We start from the raw sequence: 15,797 nt of genomic DNA on the forward strand, positions 1-15,797 counted from the left end.
GGGGGTCGGTGCGCCACCCCGGGTCAGGACCGCCCTTCGGACGTCGCCGCGGCGGCCAGGGCCGGCTGGAGCCGGCGGGCGGCGTCGAGGTGGTCGGCGGTCCAGATCATGCGGACGGCCGTGTCCGTGGCCTGCCCGCGCTCGTCGCTGAGGTCGCGGCGGAGGGATTCGACCAGCTGCGCCTCGGCCGCGGGGTTGCGCGGCAGCGGATCCCGGACGGTGGTGTCGCGGCCGAGGCCGGCGGCCAGATCCCGGTACCAGCCGGAGATCTGGCCCGCGGCGCTCAGCAGGACGAGTCCGGCCTCGGCCCGGTTCGGCTCACTCTCCAGCTCGCCGGCACGCCGCCACAGGCCAAGGACCGCGTCCGCCGCGAGGCGCAGCCCCACGATGCCGGTGACCAGGGTGGTCATATCGGCCAGGGGCACCGGTTTGGCGCCGCGTTCGGCCAGATAGCTGCGGAACGCGTCGTCGAGCCTGCGCGCGGCGGCGGCCGCCTCGACGCCCTCCCGCAGCGCGACTTCGTCCGACGGGGGCGCGGTGCCGCAGCGACCGATGGCGTACTGCACCGCGCCCGCCAGGTACCGGGCGCTGTCCGTGTACGCCTCGGCGAGCGCCCGGTCGACGGCCGCCGTGGCGCCGCGCGGCCAGAAGAACAGGCCCACCAGCACGCTCACCGCGCAGCCGATGGCGATGTCCTGGATCCGCAGCAGCACGATGTGCCAGTCGGGATCATGGCCGATGTTGAACAGGATGACGAGGGTGACGGTGAACGACGCCTGACCGGCGGCGAAGGAGATGGCGGCGGGGGCGATGCCGGCGAGGAACACGGCTAGCGGCAGCAGGAACCAGAGCGCCGTGCCATGGTGTCCGATGAGTTGCAGCAGCGCGGTGCCGATGACCGAACCGGCGAGGGTGCCGCCCACCGCGCGGACCGCGTTCTGCCCGGTGTTGAGGGCGTTCGAGCGCAGCACCGACAGGGTTCCCAGGAGCACCCAGAACGAGTGCTGGACGCTGGTCACGTTGGCGAGGCCGACAGCGATACCGAGGCCGAGTGCTCCCCGCAGACTGTTGTGCAGCCAGACCGACTGGGACTGAAGGTGGGCGGCGGCCCGCTCGCGCGCCGCCGCCAGCGGTTGGGTCACGGCACCGGGCTCCCGGCCCAGCAGGCGTTCGGACCAGCCGCGGCGTTCGGCGGCCGCGGACAGGTCCACGTTGTCCGCGATCTGCAGCGTCGCGAAGCCGAGCTCCTGCGCGCGGAACGAAAGGTCCAGTGCGCCGATGACCGGGTGCACCTGCGAGGGGGTGCCGGCTCCGTCCCGGCCCACGGGCAGTCTGGTGGTGGCGTTGTGCTCCATGTCCGCCATGGCCCTGCGCAGGTGCTCCGAGGCGGCGTGCAGGCCGTCCGGCGAGCCGCGCGGGGTGTCGAGCAGCGTGGCCACCTCATCGAGTACGGCCGCGGCGGCCCGCCGTACGAACCGGGCGTCGATGTCGCAGGCCGGGTGACCGTCGAGCGGGGGCGCGCTGTCGGCCAGGATGCTGCTGAGCCAGGTCAGTTCGTCGACCAGGCGGACGAGGGCGCGCGAGCCGGTGGACAGGCCGGTGGGACGGTAAGGGGTGGCGTCGAAGACGGTGCGCAGCTCGGCCGCCGCGGCGGCGGCCTCGTCGGCTCTGGTACGGCACTGGACGGTGCTCGGCGCGCCGGGGCCGCCCCCCAGGAGGGACGCGTCGGTGCGCAGCTGCTCGGCGGCCGCACGGCAGACCCGGGCGGCGGGTGCGCTGAGGGGATCCGTGGTGGGACGGGGCCACAGCAGGGTGATCGCGAGCATGGCGGCGGCTGCCGCGAGGCCCGCTCCCGCGAGCCGCTCGGGAAGCTCGGCGAACGGGACGGGTGAGGTCACCGGGAGGATGAAGGCCAGCAGCAGCGCGGTCGAGGCGCCCGCGAGGACGGAGCTGACCACGCCGGAGAACAGCACCAGGAAACCGATGACCACCATGGCGGCGACCGCGAGCCAGGTCTCGTCGGCCACGAGCGTACCGAGACAGATCAGGACGGCCCACGCCACCGCGAGGCCGAGGTGGGCGCGGAGCCGCTGCACCATCGGACCGGTGAAATCCACGAGCAGCAGCATCGAGAACGCACCGAACGCGGCGAAGGTCGCCATCGTCGCTGAGCCGATGACCTGGCCGCACAGGGCGAACAGAGCGGGCATGACGATCGCGGTCCGCCCGGCACGCCGTGTCGCCGCCAGCTCGGGATCGTGGTCGCGCAGCCACGAGACCGCCGACCCCGGACGGATTGGGCTGGATGTCCGCACGTGCCCGCCCACCTCCTTCGACAGGGCCTCCGCCCCACCGAGTGTGACGTCTCTCCCCACGTGACGTCACCCGAACGCGACCTCCGTCGGTGCCGAGAGCTTGGGCGGGGGCGGGCCGGCGAGTCGACCACGCGAGGACGAGGACGTACTCGTAGCCCTCTTTGAAGACGAACGGGCTGGGCCGGGTCTCCTTGCCGCGTTCCAGGCGCACGTTGAAGTCCATGTTCATGCGTTTCAGCCGGCCCCTGGGTTTGGAACCCGAGGTCGTGGCGGTGGTGACCGTCACCGGGCTCGTGGCCCTGGTCCCGGCGGCGGCGTCATGCTCCGCCATCGCGGCAAGCCGTCGGCGCTCCTCCTTCTCTCGCGGAGACCACCGGCACCGAGGAGGCGCTCAAGGCGCCGTGTTCCGTGCTTGACCGGAGCGAGCGGTCAGCGAGTGAACGCCTCGTTCAGGCGGACGTTGTAGCCGTCCTCTTCCATGAGGACGACGGTGACGCCGAAGGGGGAGGGATGGTCCAGTTCGAGCGGGATGAAGGAGTAGTCGACCGCGGCCTGGACGGGAAGGAGCAGTTCGCCGCCCGGCCGCGGCTCGATGGCGGGCTGCCATTCCGGCTCGACCGAGTCACTGCCGTCGGGGGAGTGGGCCGGGAGCCGCTCGGTGTAGGGGAACTGGTGGAGCACATGGCCGTCCTTGGTGGCGTGCACCATGTTCAGACACGGCACCGGGCCGGTGGTCGGCAACTGGCAGGCGGTGGCGACGTCGCGGGTCTCCCAGGCGAGAACGACTTCGTCGGCGCCTGCCGCCGCGGCGATGTTGGCGAGTTCGGCGATGCCGGTGAGCGCGTCCTCGCCGGGCTCGGTCGGCCGAACCCAGATCAGGCCGACCAACTCACCACGTACCAGGGGCATGATGACCGGCCGAGGCACGGTGCCCCCGCCGAGCTCCGCGGCGTACGCGCTCTTCATCGACTCCACCAGCGCGTCCCATGTCTGCGTTTCCATGAACTCGCCCTCACTGCCGGCCTGTTTCCGATCAGGCTGACCCTGTCATGCCGACCGTGCCTCCGCCAGCGGCCCGGACCGGTCAGGCAGGCGCGCCGGCCAGGACTTCCACCTTGCCGGTGTCGAGCGAGTAGTAGGCGCCGACCACGGCGAGGGCACCCTTCCCCACGAAGGGGGCCAGGTCCTGATTGGAGCGCAGGTCGGCAGCGGTCAGCGTGACCTGTGCGCGGGCCATGGACTCCACCGGGTCGCCACCGCCCGCGTGGACCGCCTGCTCGTACGCCGGACGCAAGGCCTTGGCGATCGCCTCCAGATTGCCGGGCAGCGGTTTGCCGTCCCGGATGGACTTGTACGCCGCCTCGACGGCGCCGCAACGTTGATGCCCGAGGACCACGATGAGCGGAGTGCCACTCGTCATGGGCCCGTATTCGACGGAACCCGTGACCACCGGGCCGATGGCCGCTCCGCCCGTGCGCATCACGTACAGGTCACCCAGCCCGGTGTCGAAGAGGAGTTCGGGCGGTACCCGGGAGTCGATGCACGACAGGATCGACCCGAAAGGTTCCTGCTTCTGGGCCACGAACTGGCGACGGTTCGGATCCCGGTCGGGGTGTCGAAGGTCGCCGCTCACCCAGCGTTCGTTGCCCTCCGTCAGTCTGGTGAACGCCGCGGCGGGCGTGGTCGGCCGCTCTTCGGGCGAAGCGCTGGTCACCGACGGGGCGGCACTCGTCGGTGAGCATCCCGCGAGTGTGACCGTGGCGGACGCGAGGCCGCCGATGAGAAGAACTCTGCGATCCGGCTGTCCCGCTCTGTCCATCGGCCCTGACCCTTCAGTCCGTCGTGACGTCTCTGTACGTCTTGACCAGGGGCGATTGTGCGGCGCGAGGGCGGAACCGGACGGCAGGCACAAGCGGGCGTGGGCCGCTTCGCCACCGATGGCCCACAGAATCCAGTACTGAGCGGATATGGGACGGCGTCAGCGGTTGCGTGAGGATGGACGTATGACACCTCGACGCACTGGTGAGATCGCGTTCGACCATCTGGTGAAGGGGCACCACTGCGGCGTGCGGGTCGCGACCGCGACGGTCGTCAGGGACCAGGAGACCTGGAACGGTCTGTGGCGGAGCGTCACATTTGGCAGCTCCTCCCCGTCGGAGCCGCCCGCCGTGGACTGGGCGTCGCGGATGGTGGTGTTCGTGGGGATCGGCACCCGCAACACGGGCGGCTATCAAGTGGAGATCACGCGCCTGTACGAGGAGGACGATGCCATCCGCGTGTATATGCGGGAGACCTGCCCGGGTCCCCGGGCAATGGTCACGTGCGCCTTGACGCACCCGTTTCACGCGGTGACTTCGGCCCGTCGACCCGACCACGTGGTCTTCGACTTCCGCCTGGAGATCGTGACCAGAGAGTGAGCGGGCCAACCCTCCGGGCGGGAGTGGCCGGGTTCACATGGCATAACGGGGGCGTCACCGACAGCATGGTCCTCGTCACCGGCAGGCCGAAGGGATCCAGGATGTTCCGCAAGGTGCTGGTCGCCAACCGCGGCGAGATTGCGATTCGCGCGTTCCGCGCAGGTTATGAACTGGGCGCGCGAACCGTGGCCGTCTTCCCCCACGAGGACCGCAACTCGTTGCACCGGCTGAAGGCCGACGAGGCCTACGAGATCGGCGAGCCGGGGCACCCGGTGCGGGCCTATCTCTCCGTGGAGGAGGTCGTCCGTGCCGCACGCAAGGCGGGCGCGGACGCCGTCTACCCGGGCTACGGGTTCCTGTCCGAGAACCCGGAACTGGCGCGCGCCTGCGAAGAGGCGGGCATCACGTTCGTCGGCCCGGACGCCGCGACTTTGGAGCTGACGGGGAACAAGGCCCGCGCGGTGGCGGCCGCCCGGGCGGCCGGAGTGCCGGTCCTCGGCTCCTCGGCGCCCTCCAACGACATCGACGAACTGGTCCGTGCCGCCGACGACGTCGGTTTTCCCGTGTTCGTCAAGGCGGTCGCGGGCGGCGGAGGGCGCGGCATGCGGCGGGTCGAGGACCCGGCCGCGCTGCGTGAGTCCATCGAGGCGGCCTCCCGTGAGGCGGCGTCGGCGTTCGGCGACCCCACCGTCTTCCTCGAGAAGGCCGTCGTCGATCCGCGCCACATCGAGGTGCAGATCCTCGCCGACGGGCAGGGCAACGTCATGCACCTGTTCGAGCGGGACTGCTCGGTGCAGCGGCGCCACCAGAAGGTGATCGAGCTGGCGCCCGCGCCCAACCTCGATCCGGCGCTGCGGGACCGGATGTGCGCCGACGCGGTGCGCTTCGCCCGCGAGATCGGCTACCGCAACGCGGGCACCGTGGAGTTCCTGCTCGACCGGGACGGCAACCACGTCTTCATCGAGATGAACCCGCGCATCCAGGTGGAACACACGGTGACGGAGGAGGTCACCGACGTCGATCTGGTGCAGGCCCAGCTGCGCATCGCCGCCGGCGAGTCGCTGGCGGATCTCGGGCTCTCCCAGGAGACGGTCACCCTGCGCGGTGCCGCTCTGCAGTGCCGTATCACCACCGAGGATCCCGCCAACGGCTTCCGCCCGGACACCGGCCGGATCAGCGCCTACCGTTCGCCGGGCGGCTCCGGCATCCGTCTGGACGGCGGTACCACCCACGCCGGTACGGAGATCAGCGCGCACTTCGACTCGATGCTCGTCAAGCTCACCTGCCGGGGCCGGGACTTCAAAGCCGCGATCGGCCGGGCCCGGCGTGCGGTGGCCGAGTTCCGCATCCGCGGCGTCGCCACGAACATTCCGTTCCTCCAAGCAGTGCTGGACGACCCCGACTTCCAGGCCGGACGGGTCACGACGTCGTTCATCGAACAGCGACCGCACCTGCTCACCGCCCGCCACTCCGCCGACCGCGGCACCAAGCTGCTCACCTACCTCGCCGACGTCACGGTGAACAAGCCCCACGGCGAACGCCCCGAGCTGATCGACCCGGTCACCAAGCTGCCGCCGCTGCCCGCGGGCGAGCCACCCGCGGGTTCCCGGCAGCGCCTCGTCGAACTCGGCCCGGAAGGCTTCGCCCGTCGGCTGCGCGAGTCGCCGACCATCGGCGTCACCGACACCACCTTCCGCGACGCCCACCAGTCCCTGCTCGCCACCCGGGTGCGCACCAAGGACCTCCTCGCCGTCGCCCCGGCCGTGGCCCGGACCCTGCCCGAGCTGCTGTCCCTGGAATGCTGGGGCGGCGCCACCTACGACGTCGCCCTGCGCTTCCTCGCCGAGGACCCCTGGGAACGCCTGGCGGCCCTGCGGGAGGCCGTGCCCAACATCTGCCTCCAGATGCTGCTGCGCGGCCGCAACACCGTGGGCTACACGCCGTACCCGACCGAGGTGACCGACGCCTTCGTCCAGGAGGCCGCGGCCACCGGCATCGACATCTTCCGCATCTTCGACGCGCTCAACGACGTCGGCCAGATGCGGCCGGCCATCGACGCCGTACGGGAGACCGGGACGGCGATCGCCGAGGTCGCCCTGTGTTACACCTCCGACCTGTCCGACCCGTCGGAGCGGCTCTACACCCTGGACTACTACCTCCGTCTCGCCGAGCAGATCGTGGACGCGGGCGCGCACGTCCTGGCCGTCAAGGACATGGCCGGTCTGCTGCGGGCACCCGCGGCGGCCACGCTCGTGTCGGCGCTGCGCCGCGAGTTCGACCTGCCGGTGCACCTGCACACCCACGACACCGCGGGCGGTCAGCTCGCCACCTACCTCGCCGCGATCCAGGCCGGTGCCGACGCGGTGGACGGCGCGGTCGCCTCCATGGCGGGCACCACCTCACAGCCGTCGCTGTCGGCGATCGTCGCCGCCACCGACCACTCCGACCGCCCCACTGGCCTGGACCTGGGAGCCGTCGGTGACCTGGAGCCGTACTGGGAGAGCGTCCGAAGGATCTACGCGCCCTTCGAGGCGGGCCTGGCCTCGCCGACCGGACGCGTCTACCACCACGAGATCCCCGGCGGCCAGCTGTCCAACCTGCGCACCCAGGCGGTCGCCCTCGGCCTCGGCGACCGCTTCGAGGACATCGAGGCGATGTACGAGGCGGCCGACCGAATCCTGGGCCGCCTGGTCAAGGTCACCCCGTCGTCCAAGGTGGTCGGCGACCTCGCCCTGCATCTGGTCGGTGCCGGGGTGCGGCCCGAGGACTTCGAGGAGACGCCCGACAGGTTCGACATCCCCGACTCCGTCATCGGCTTCCTGCGCGGCGAACTGGGGACCCCGCCCGGCGGCTGGCCGGAGCCGTTCCGCACCAAGGCGCTCCAGGGCCGCGCGGCGGCCAAGCCCGTGCAGGAGCTGACCGCCGAGGACCGTACGGGCCTGGAGAAGTCCCGGCGCTCGACCCTCAACCGGCTGCTGTTCCCCGGGCCGACGCGCGACTTCGAGACGCGCCGCCAGGCCTACGGCGACACCAGCGTGCTGGACAGCAAGGACTTCTTCTACGGGCTGCGTCCCGCCAAGGAGTACGCCGTCGACCTCGAGCCCGGCGTGCGGCTTCTCATCGAGCTCCAGGCCATCGGCGAAGCGGACGAACGCGGTATGCGCACCGTGATGTCTTCCCTGAACGGTCAACTGCGGCCGATCCAGGTCCGTGACAACGCGGCTGCTTCCGACGTACCGGTGACAGAGAAGGCCGACCGCGCCAACTCCGGGCACGTGGCGGCGCCGTTCGCCGGTGTGGTGACGCTTGGGGTCGCCGAGGGAGACGAGGTGGAGGCCGGTGCGACCGTGGCCACCATCGAGGCGATGAAGATGGAAGCCTCGATCACCGCCCCGAAGGCCGGCCGGGTGACCAGGCTGGCCATCAACCGGATTCAGCAGGTGGAAGGCGGCGACCTGCTCATCGAGGTCGGCTGAGGTTCGTGTCACGGCCCACGCGTGCACCGAGCACGCGTGGGCCGTCAGAACCGACTCGCGGCCGCTCCGCCCGAGCTTCGACGGGTGAACGGCCCGTCATCGACCGGGGTGTGACGGTGTCTCACCCGGATCTCCAGCATGCCTGCCGTACACACGAGGAAAACCGGCAGGGCGGGTTGTGGGAGCTCACGGCATGATGCCTCGGGTGGACCCGATGAATGAAACACCGGACCGGCCCCGAACGGGGTGGGGAGTACTCGCCCAAAGGGATTTCCGCCTGCTCTGGGTAGGCGAATCCGTGAGCGGGTTGGGCAACAGCGTCACCGCCGTGGCCTTGCCGCTGATCGCGGTCGAGGTGTTGGACGCCGACTCCACCGCCGTCGGTCTGCTTGCCGCGGCGGTCTGGCTGCCCTGGCTGCTGGTGGGTCTGCCCGTGGGCGCATGGGTGGACCGGATACGCAAACGGCCACTGATGATGGCCTGCGATCTGGTGGCCGGCGCGGCGCTGTTGAGCATTCCGTCGGCGGTGTGGCTCGACGCGCTCACCCTTCAGCACATGGTCGTCGTCGCGCTGATCTGCGGTGCCGCGGCGGTGTGCTTCGACACCGCCTACCACTCGTACATCCGGATCGTGCTCGACGGCCGTGACCTCTTGGAAGGCAACGCCAAACTACAGGGCAGCGAGTCCGCCGTCCGCGTTGCGGGCCCGGGGGTGGCGGGGCTGCTCGCCCAGGCGTTCGGCGCGGTCACCGGGCTCCTGGCCGACGCGGTGACGTTCCTGATCTCCGTGGTCTGCCTGAAGCGGATCGAGGTGGTCGAGCCGGACCGCGCTCCCGACGAGGAACGCGCCCCACTCCGACGGCAGATCATCGAAGGGCTCCGGTTCGTGGGCCGGGACCCGTACTTGCGTCCGATGGCCACCTGGGGCGCCGCGATCAACATGGCGCTGATGGGTTACCAGGCGGTCCAGGTCGTGTTCCTGGTCCGCACCGTCGGGTTGAACCCGGCCTTGGTCGGGATGCTGCTGACCAGCGGCGGTGTCGGTGGCATCGTGGGCGCCCTGATCGCCAGCAGGTTCAGCCGGCGGTTCGGCAGCGCGCGCGGGCTGCTTCTCCTCCAGGCCGTCACCGCGCCGTTCGCGCTGCTGATGCCGATGACCACGGCGGGGCCGGGACTACTGCTGTTCGCGATGGGCGGCTTCCTCGTCGGAATCGGGATCTCCGTGGCCAACATCGTGGTCGGCAGCTTCCGGCAGACCTACTGCCCGCCGCACATGCTCGGCCGGGTCGTGGCGACGACCATGATGATCAACCACAGCACCATTCCGGTCGGGTCCCTGCTCGGCGGCGTGCTCGGCGACACGGTCGGGTACCGGTCGGCCATGTGGATCATGACGGGTCTCGTCGCACCCTGCTGGCTCATCCTCGTGATGAGCCCGATGCGCCGCGAGCGCGACCTGCCGGGGACCTACGAGCTGGAACAGGCGCACGCCGAGGGGTGATCCGAGCGCTTCGGCTGGACATCTTGGATGTCCTGGACTTTCGGGCACATCCCGAACATCCGGCTCACCGCGATGATCGCCAACTCCTGGGCCGGCGATGGCGGTTCAGCCGGTCTTGCGAGCCACGCCCCCGTAGAAGCCGATCTCGTCGGACCTTGCCGGAGGCGTGGCGTCCGGGCGCCAGAACGGGACCTGGGCCAGGCCGGGCTCGACCAGTTCGAAGCCGTCGAAGAAGCGCTCGACCTCGGTGCGGGTCCGCAGGTTCAGCGTCGCGGTGGCGTTGTTGTAGACGGCCTGCGCTTCGCTGCGGTCGGCGAAGTCGCCCGTGGCGTGCGAGAGCACAAGGAAGCTGCCGGCCGGCAGTGCGTCGCGAAGGGTGGCGACGGCCTGCTCGGGCTTCTCCGCGTCGGTGATGAAGTGGAGGATGGCGACGAGGAGCAGGGCGACCGGTTCGTCGAAGTCGATGACCCGGCGGACGTCTGGGTGGTCGATGATGGCCCGGGGGTCACGCAGGTCGGCCAGTACGATGCTGGTCGCGCCGGAGCGGCTGAGCAGTGCGTCGCCGTGCGCCTTCACGATCGGGTCGTTGTCGACATACGCGACGCGCACGTCCGGGGCCGCCTGCTGGGCGGTCTCATGCACGTTCGGGGCGGTGGGCAGCCCGGTACCGACGTCGAGGATCTGACGGACGCCGCTGCTGACGACGTAACGGACGGCGCGCTGCAGGAAGGCGCGGTTGGCCTGCACGCCGATCCGCACCTCGGGCGCCGCGGAAGCGAGTTGGTCGCCGGCCCGTTGGTCGACCTCGTAATTGTCCTTGCCGCCCAGCAGGTAGTCGTAGATCCGCGCAGGGTGCGGCCTGCTGGTGTCTATCTCCGCGGTGCGGAAGTCGTCCTGCCTCACGCTGCGCTCCTTTCGACGACCGCCCCGACCACCTTGCCCACGAGCGGCTGACGACAGCTTCCCATATCAACTGTCCTGCGTATGACCGCAGTTACTGGTACGAGCGACGCGGTCACGCTCGGTGCGCTCAGGGGGTCGCCGTGATCGGCGAGTGCGTCGGGTGCCGGTTCGGCGCCCGTCGACACACGGCCCTACCCGGCATGGCAGAGTCATGCCATGCCTCTTTCGATGTCTGGTCGGCGCGGTAGCGCAACGATGACGGGGCTGGCCCTTGTCGCCGTCCTGTGTCTCAACGGCTGCGGCGAGCAGCACGCCACGGACTCGACGGCCGGAGCCGCCACGAGCTCACCTCGGAGCTCCGCTTCGGGCGCGTCGGGAGCCTCGCCGTACGTGGAACCGGGGGCCGGCGACGGTGCTCCTCACTACAACGAGAACAACGGCTACCGCCGCCCAGGAGACATGTCTCCCGCCAGTGCACGGGACGCGGCGAAGGAAGCCGATCGCATCAGGCCGGTTCTGAAGCGGCTGTGGGAGCAGAAGAAGTGGGACCCCGCGACGGTGCGTGCGGCACTGGTCCCGCTCGGCTACGAGGAAGGGCGGACCGGGGCGAAGGGGGAACCGCTCGACGGGACCCTGACCGTCCGGGCGATGTTCTCGCGCTACACGGACGGTCACGAAGTCACGCCCGAGGGAGCGTTGGTCGGCCTTCGCGTCCATGACGACGCCTGTGTCACGGCGTTTGTGCAGAAGTCCAACTACGGGGTGACGACCAACGGCCCGTACTTGGAGACCGGGTGCTTCGAGCCGCCCTACGGCCACTGAGCGCCCCGGCGGGAGCACGGCCGACAGGCCCTGGCTGACCGAGAGCGCCACCACGGTCACGGTCCGACCGCACTCTTCGGCGACCGTCCAGGTCGCCCTGAGGGCCGGCCCATGTCCTGCGCCCGTCACACCCGCCGTTGCCCGCGCCGCGCAGGCGCAAGCGCGGGAGAATCGGAGGGTGAGGTTCCGTGACAGCCGGGCAATCTCCTGGCGAGGGCGGGCCGTATATATGGGTATGTCGAGATTGCGGTTCCCCGTGGGCCGTCTCCCGGACGAGGCCCTGCTGTCCGGGCTGGCCACCGGCGACCCGGAGCTGGCCGTCACCTTCGTACGGAGGTTCCAGCACACGGTCTTCGGCGTCGCGGTCGCCGTCACCGGGGACACACAGCTCGCCGAGGACATCGCCCAGCAGACCTTCGAACGCGCCTGGCGGCACGCGCAGATCTACGACGCGCGGCGCGGTTCGGTGAAGACCTGGCTGACGACGATCGCGCACAACCTCGCCATCGACGCCGTGCGCGCGCGGCGGCCGGAACCGGTGGCGCCGGAGGACCTCGACGCGATCCTGGGAGTCATCAGTGACACCCCCGAACAGCACGTCCTGGCCGACGAGGCGTCCTCCCAGCTGCGGGCGGCGGTGGCGGAACTGCCCCGCGAACAGGGCCGCGCGCTGGTGATGGCGAGCATCTACGGCATGACGGCCCAGCAGGTTGCCGACTGGGAGAACATCCCACTGGGCACCGCGAAGACGCGCATCAGGACCGCGATGGGGAAGCTGCGCACCACGCTCGCGTCCCCGAAGCGAGGCGACCATGTCCACTGACACGACCTGCGAGAAGCTGCGGGAGATCGGCGCCGAACTCGCCCTCGGCATACTGCCGGGACGCGAGCGGGCCGCAGCGGTCGCCCACCTCGACCGATGCGCGGACTGCCGTGAATACGTCGAGCAGCTGACACTCGTCGGCGACGGGCTGATCGGACTGCTGCCGGGCTGTGAGCCGCCGGTCGGCTTCGAGACCCGGGTGGCGCAGGCGCTGACCCAGGCGACGCCGCCCCAGGACGGCCGGGCGCGCGTCCACGGGTCGGGAGCCCGGCGCAGGGGTTTCGGCAAGCGGCTTCGGCTCCGGCTCGCCTCCGCGGTGGCCGCGCTCGTCCTCGCCGTCGGATTCGGCGGCTGGGCGGTCGGAACGGTGATCGAGAACGTGGTCGCCGGCGCCTCCCGGTCCACCGGCGAGGAGGCCGAGATGCTGCATGGCGATCTGACCTCGGCCGCGGTCCCCAGGCAGTCGGCCGGCGAGGTGTACGCCCATGTGGGCTCCCCGGGCTGGATCTACATGACCGTCGACTTCACCGGCGCGCACACCCGGTACAGCGGCATGGTCTCCTGTCTGCTGGAGCGGCGCGACGGCGGCACTGTCCGGGTGGGCACCTTCACCCTGCACGAGGGCAGCGGGTTCTGGGGCGGCCCGACCCCCGTCGACCCCGCGGCCGTGTCCGGCGCCCGTTTGACGTCGCCCGACGGCACCGTGCTCGCCACCGCCGACCTCACGACGGGCGGGGAAACGTAGCGACGTCCCCGGTTCCCGGTTCCTCCCTCGAGGGCGTGCGGGGGCCGTACCCCGGGAGGATCGCGCCGAGCGACGCGGCCAGTTCGGTGACCGTCGGCCGGGTCGACGGGTCCATCTCCAGACAACCGTCGACGGCCGACGCGAGTGCGCGGGGCAGCCGCCGCCGCGAGCCGATCGGCGGTGCGGCCACCTCCAGCTGTGGACACCAGTGGTGATCTCCGTCGTTCGTGCTCTCCGCGGTCCCGCGGGGGTCGAAGGGCACGTCGCCGCTCGCCACCTCGTACAACGTGATGCCGATGCCCCACACGTCGGCAGCGGCTGTCAGGTGGCCCCCGCGCGCCTGCTCCGGCGCGAGGTAGCGGAACGTGCCCAACCCGGCCGGTGCGCGCCCGGGCGGCCGCGCCACGCTGAGGTCGAGTACCTTCGCATGGCCGCAGTCCACCACCACGTTGGACGGCTTGAGGTCCAGGTGCAGCAGGCCTCGGCCATGCAGGTAGTGGACCGCGGAGCACAACTGCACGCCGAGGAGGGCCACGTCATAGGCCGCCGGTCGCCGTCGCAGCCGGTGGACGAGATGGGAGAGCGTCTCCCCGGTCAGCGTCTCCAGGACGACGAGCGGCTCCGGCCACTCCAGGGTCTCGTACGCGCGCACCAGGTGCGGATGGCTGAAGGTGCACAGCCACCTGCCCTCCCGCAGCAGCCGGGCACGCGGCCGAGCCTCGTCGCGGCGGTCAGGACGGACGACCTTGACGACACACCGGCAGGCCCGCTCGTCGCTCCAGACGTCGTACAGGTCCAGCCATCCCGTGCGCATGAGGTGCCGCAGGATCTCGTAGCCCGGCGCCGGACGGGTGCCCGGGGTCAGGGGCGGGGCAGCCGGTTCCCCAGCCGCGGGTGCCCGCACCTGAGCGCGCACCCCGGTCACGACGGCACCGTCCCCGGCAGCGGGCCGGCCGCCCGGGCGGGGCCGGGTACGGCGTGCAGACGGTGCAGACCGGCGTACGTACCGCCGCGCCCGAGCAGGTCGTCGTGCGTCCCGGTCTCCAGGACCCGCCCGTGTTCGAGCACCACGATCCGCGTGGCGTCACGGACGGTGAGCAGGTTGTGCGAGATGACCACGGTCGTCCGCCCGGCCATCAGACGGCGCAGCGGGTCCATGACGCGCAGGCCCGACCGGGCGTCGAGGCCGGTGGTCGGTTCGTCCAGCAGCAGCACGGGCGCGTCCCTGATCATCGCGCGCGCGATCGCGAGGCGCTGGCACTGTCCGCCGGACAGCGTCCGGCCCCGCTGGCCGACCATCGTGTCGTAGCCGTCGGGAAGCAGCCGGATGAAGTCGTCGGCGTCGGCGGCGCGGGCCGCCGCGACGATCTCCGCATCCGTCGCGCCGGGTCGGCCGTAGGCGATGTTCTCCCGCACCGTGCCGTGGAAGACCAGCGTCTCCTGCAGGACCACCGCGAGGCTCTCCCGCACGTCGGACAGGGCCAGCTCCCGCAGGTCGGTCCCGTCGAGCCGGACCGCGCCCCGGTCGGGGTCGTAGAACCGCAACTGCAGCTTGGCGACCGTGGACTTGCCCGCGCCGCTGGCCCCGACCAGCGCCAGGGTCTCGCCGGGGGAGACGTGGAACGACACCTCCGACAGCGCCAAGGCCGACGTGCCGGGGTAGCGGAAGGACACGCCGTCGAACTCGACCTCGCCCCGGGCCCGGCCGATCCGGTGGGCGTCGGCGGCCTCGACGACCTGGGGGCGCTGGTCCAGCAACTCGATGATCCGTTCCGCGGAGGCCGAGGCGGCGTAGAAGGTGTTGCCGAGGCGGGACAGGTCGTGGATCGGGCTGTAGAGCCTGCCGATCAGGGCCAGGAAGACCAGCAGTCCACCCAGTGTGAGCTGGCCCTGAGCCAGCTTCCAGGTGCCGAGGCCCATGACGGCGAGGCCACCGGACACCTCGATGAGCTCGACCACGGGCCGGTAGACGGCACGGACGCGTGCCGTGGTCATCGAGGCCTGGAACTTGCCGACGCTCTCACGTTCGAAGCGGCGCTCCTCCCAGCTCTGCCGGTTGTACGCCTGGACCAGGGCCACGTTCCCCAGTGACTCCTCGGTGACGGCGCTGAGCGAGCCGCTGCGGCGCCTGCGCTCTCGGGACGCCTCCCTTACCAGCCGGGAGAAGTGCCGGGCGGCGCGCCAGAACAGCGGCACGATGACAAGTGAGAGGAGGGTCAGGTCCCAGCGCAGGTAGAACAGCAGCCCGAGGAAGATGCCCAGCCGGATCAGGTCGTAGAGGGCGTCCGCCACACCGGAGAGCAGGAACGTCTCGACGGCGTCGACGTCACCCGTGACGCGCGACAGAACATCGCCGAGCCGCCGCCGCTCGAAGAACCCGAGAGAGAGCTGCTGGACATGCCGGAACACGTCGGCGCGCAGGGCCAGCAGGAAGCTTTCGCCGACCCACGTGGCCGTCATGTCGTCGGCGAATCCCAGAACGCCGGAGGCGAGGACGAGCCCCAGGTAGACCGGTGCGATCCAGAGGAACGGTCGCAGGTCCCGTGGGACCAGCACGTCGTCCACCACGATTTTGAAGAGCCACAGTTCGGCCGCGTCGACCAGGGGACCGGCGAGACTGAACAGCACGAGCGGCACGAGCCAGCGCCGTCGGCCACGGGTGTAGGGCCAGAAGCGCCGGAACACCTCGCGCGGCGGCACCTGCGGCGCGGCCGTCACCAGGGGCGCGGACTCCTCGCCCACCGACAGCAGCCGCCCCAGAACATGGCTCGGGACACGCTTCATCGCATGCGTCC

At 71.0% G+C, this 15,797-nt stretch carries 12 protein-coding genes; 6 read left to right on the forward strand and 6 right to left on the reverse strand.

The features are described from left to right. Window positions 1-23: 23 nt before the first annotated feature. The 3 genes from OG568_RS45845 to OG568_RS45855 all read right to left on the reverse strand — a co-directional run bounded on the left by OG568_RS45845 (window position 24) and on the right by OG568_RS45855 (window position 4,029). The gene (locus OG568_RS45845; protein WP_329535882.1) at window positions 24-2,315 is read right to left on the reverse strand and encodes an FUSC family protein; all 2,292 of its coding nucleotides are present in this window, start codon (window positions 2,313-2,315) and stop codon (window positions 24-26) included. A gap of 429 nt (window positions 2,316-2,744) precedes the next feature. Continuing rightward, the gene (locus OG568_RS45850; protein ID WP_329535883.1) at window positions 2,745-3,317 is read right to left on the reverse strand and encodes a hypothetical protein; all 573 of its coding nucleotides are present in this window, start codon (window positions 3,315-3,317) and stop codon (window positions 2,745-2,747) included. Between the two features lie 82 nt (window positions 3,318-3,399). Continuing rightward, window positions 3,400-4,029, reverse strand: a complete 630-nt coding sequence (locus OG568_RS45855) for a carbonic anhydrase (RefSeq protein WP_329535884.1) — start codon at window positions 4,027-4,029, stop codon at window positions 3,400-3,402. A gap of 289 nt (window positions 4,030-4,318) precedes the next feature. On the opposite strand from OG568_RS45855, the gene OG568_RS45860 reads away from it, so the two are divergent. From OG568_RS45860 to OG568_RS45870, 3 genes are all read left to right on the forward strand, one after another. Beyond that, entirely contained in the window at window positions 4,319-4,732 is a 414-nt protein-coding gene (locus OG568_RS45860; RefSeq protein ID WP_329535885.1) for a protease complex subunit PrcB family protein, read from the forward strand. Window positions 4,733-4,833: 101 nt separating this feature from the next. Further along, on the forward strand, window positions 4,834-8,208 hold the full coding sequence (locus OG568_RS45865; RefSeq protein ID WP_266579286.1) for a pyruvate carboxylase: 3,375 nt from the start codon (window positions 4,834-4,836) through the stop codon (window positions 8,206-8,208). Window positions 8,209-8,422: 214 nt separating this feature from the next. After that, on the forward strand, window positions 8,423-9,709 hold the full coding sequence (locus OG568_RS45870) for an MFS transporter (RefSeq protein WP_329535886.1): 1,287 nt from the start codon (window positions 8,423-8,425) through the stop codon (window positions 9,707-9,709). Window positions 9,710-9,814: 105 nt separating this feature from the next. On the opposite strand, the gene OG568_RS45875 is transcribed toward OG568_RS45870, so the two are convergent. After that, window positions 9,815-10,612, reverse strand: coding sequence for an SAM-dependent methyltransferase (locus OG568_RS45875; RefSeq protein WP_329535887.1), 798 nt, complete (start codon window positions 10,610-10,612; stop codon window positions 9,815-9,817). A 255-nt stretch (window positions 10,613-10,867) separates the two neighbouring features. Here OG568_RS45875 and OG568_RS45880 point away from each other — a divergent pair, with 255 nt between their 5' ends. The 3 genes from OG568_RS45880 to OG568_RS45890 all read left to right on the forward strand — a co-directional run bounded on the left by OG568_RS45880 (window position 10,868) and on the right by OG568_RS45890 (window position 13,002). After that, a complete protein-coding gene (locus tag OG568_RS45880; RefSeq protein ID WP_329535888.1) occupies window positions 10,868-11,434 on the forward strand; it encodes a hypothetical protein in 567 nt (188 codons plus the stop codon). A 235-nt stretch (window positions 11,435-11,669) separates the two neighbouring features. Then, window positions 11,670-12,257 (forward strand): RNA polymerase sigma factor, encoded by a 588-nt coding sequence (locus tag OG568_RS45885; protein ID WP_266418791.1) that lies wholly within the window; start codon window positions 11,670-11,672, stop codon window positions 12,255-12,257. Further along, on the forward strand, window positions 12,247-13,002 hold the full coding sequence (locus tag OG568_RS45890) for a zf-HC2 domain-containing protein (protein ID WP_329535889.1): 756 nt from the start codon (window positions 12,247-12,249) through the stop codon (window positions 13,000-13,002). Before OG568_RS45885 ends, OG568_RS45890 begins: the two co-directional genes overlap by 11 nt. Here the strand turns inward: OG568_RS45890 and OG568_RS45895 are convergent. Together OG568_RS45895 and OG568_RS45900 are read right to left on the reverse strand one after the other, a co-directional pair. Next, entirely contained in the window at window positions 12,980-13,927 is a 948-nt protein-coding gene (locus OG568_RS45895) for a serine/threonine-protein kinase (RefSeq protein ID WP_329535890.1), read from the reverse strand. The genes OG568_RS45890 and OG568_RS45895 overlap by 23 nt on opposite strands. Further along, entirely contained in the window at window positions 13,924-15,786 is a 1,863-nt protein-coding gene (locus tag OG568_RS45900) for an ABC transporter ATP-binding protein (protein WP_329535891.1), read from the reverse strand. The genes OG568_RS45895 and OG568_RS45900 overlap by 4 nt, the downstream gene beginning before the upstream one ends. Window positions 15,787-15,797: the final 11 nt, after the last annotated feature.

This window comes from Streptomyces sp. NBC_01450, assembly GCF_036227505.1.
Taxonomy (GTDB): Bacteria; Actinomycetota; Actinomycetes; order Streptomycetales; family Streptomycetaceae; genus Streptomyces.

Bases quoted from the DNA above. Each gene is read 5' to 3' on its own strand.
- OG568_RS45890 (WP_329535889.1), top strand. From the start codon at position 12,247: ATGTCCACTGACACGACCTGCGAGAAGCTGCGGGAGATCGGCGCCGAA.
- OG568_RS45870 (WP_329535886.1), top strand. From the start codon at position 8,423: ATGAATGAAACACCGGACCGGCCCCGAACGGGGTGGGGAGTACTCGCC.
- OG568_RS45880 (WP_329535888.1), top strand. From the start codon at position 10,868: ATGACGGGGCTGGCCCTTGTCGCCGTCCTGTGTCTCAACGGCTGCGGC.
- OG568_RS45860 (WP_329535885.1), top strand. From the start codon at position 4,319: ATGACACCTCGACGCACTGGTGAGATCGCGTTCGACCATCTGGTGAAG.
- OG568_RS45850 (WP_329535883.1), bottom strand. From the start codon at position 3,317: ATGGAAACGCAGACATGGGACGCGCTGGTGGAGTCGATGAAGAGCGCG.
- OG568_RS45865 (WP_266579286.1), top strand. From the start codon at position 4,834: ATGTTCCGCAAGGTGCTGGTCGCCAACCGCGGCGAGATTGCGATTCGC.
- OG568_RS45885 (WP_266418791.1), top strand. From the start codon at position 11,670: ATGTCGAGATTGCGGTTCCCCGTGGGCCGTCTCCCGGACGAGGCCCTG.
- OG568_RS45900 (WP_329535891.1), bottom strand. From the start codon at position 15,786: ATGAAGCGTGTCCCGAGCCATGTTCTGGGGCGGCTGCTGTCGGTGGGC.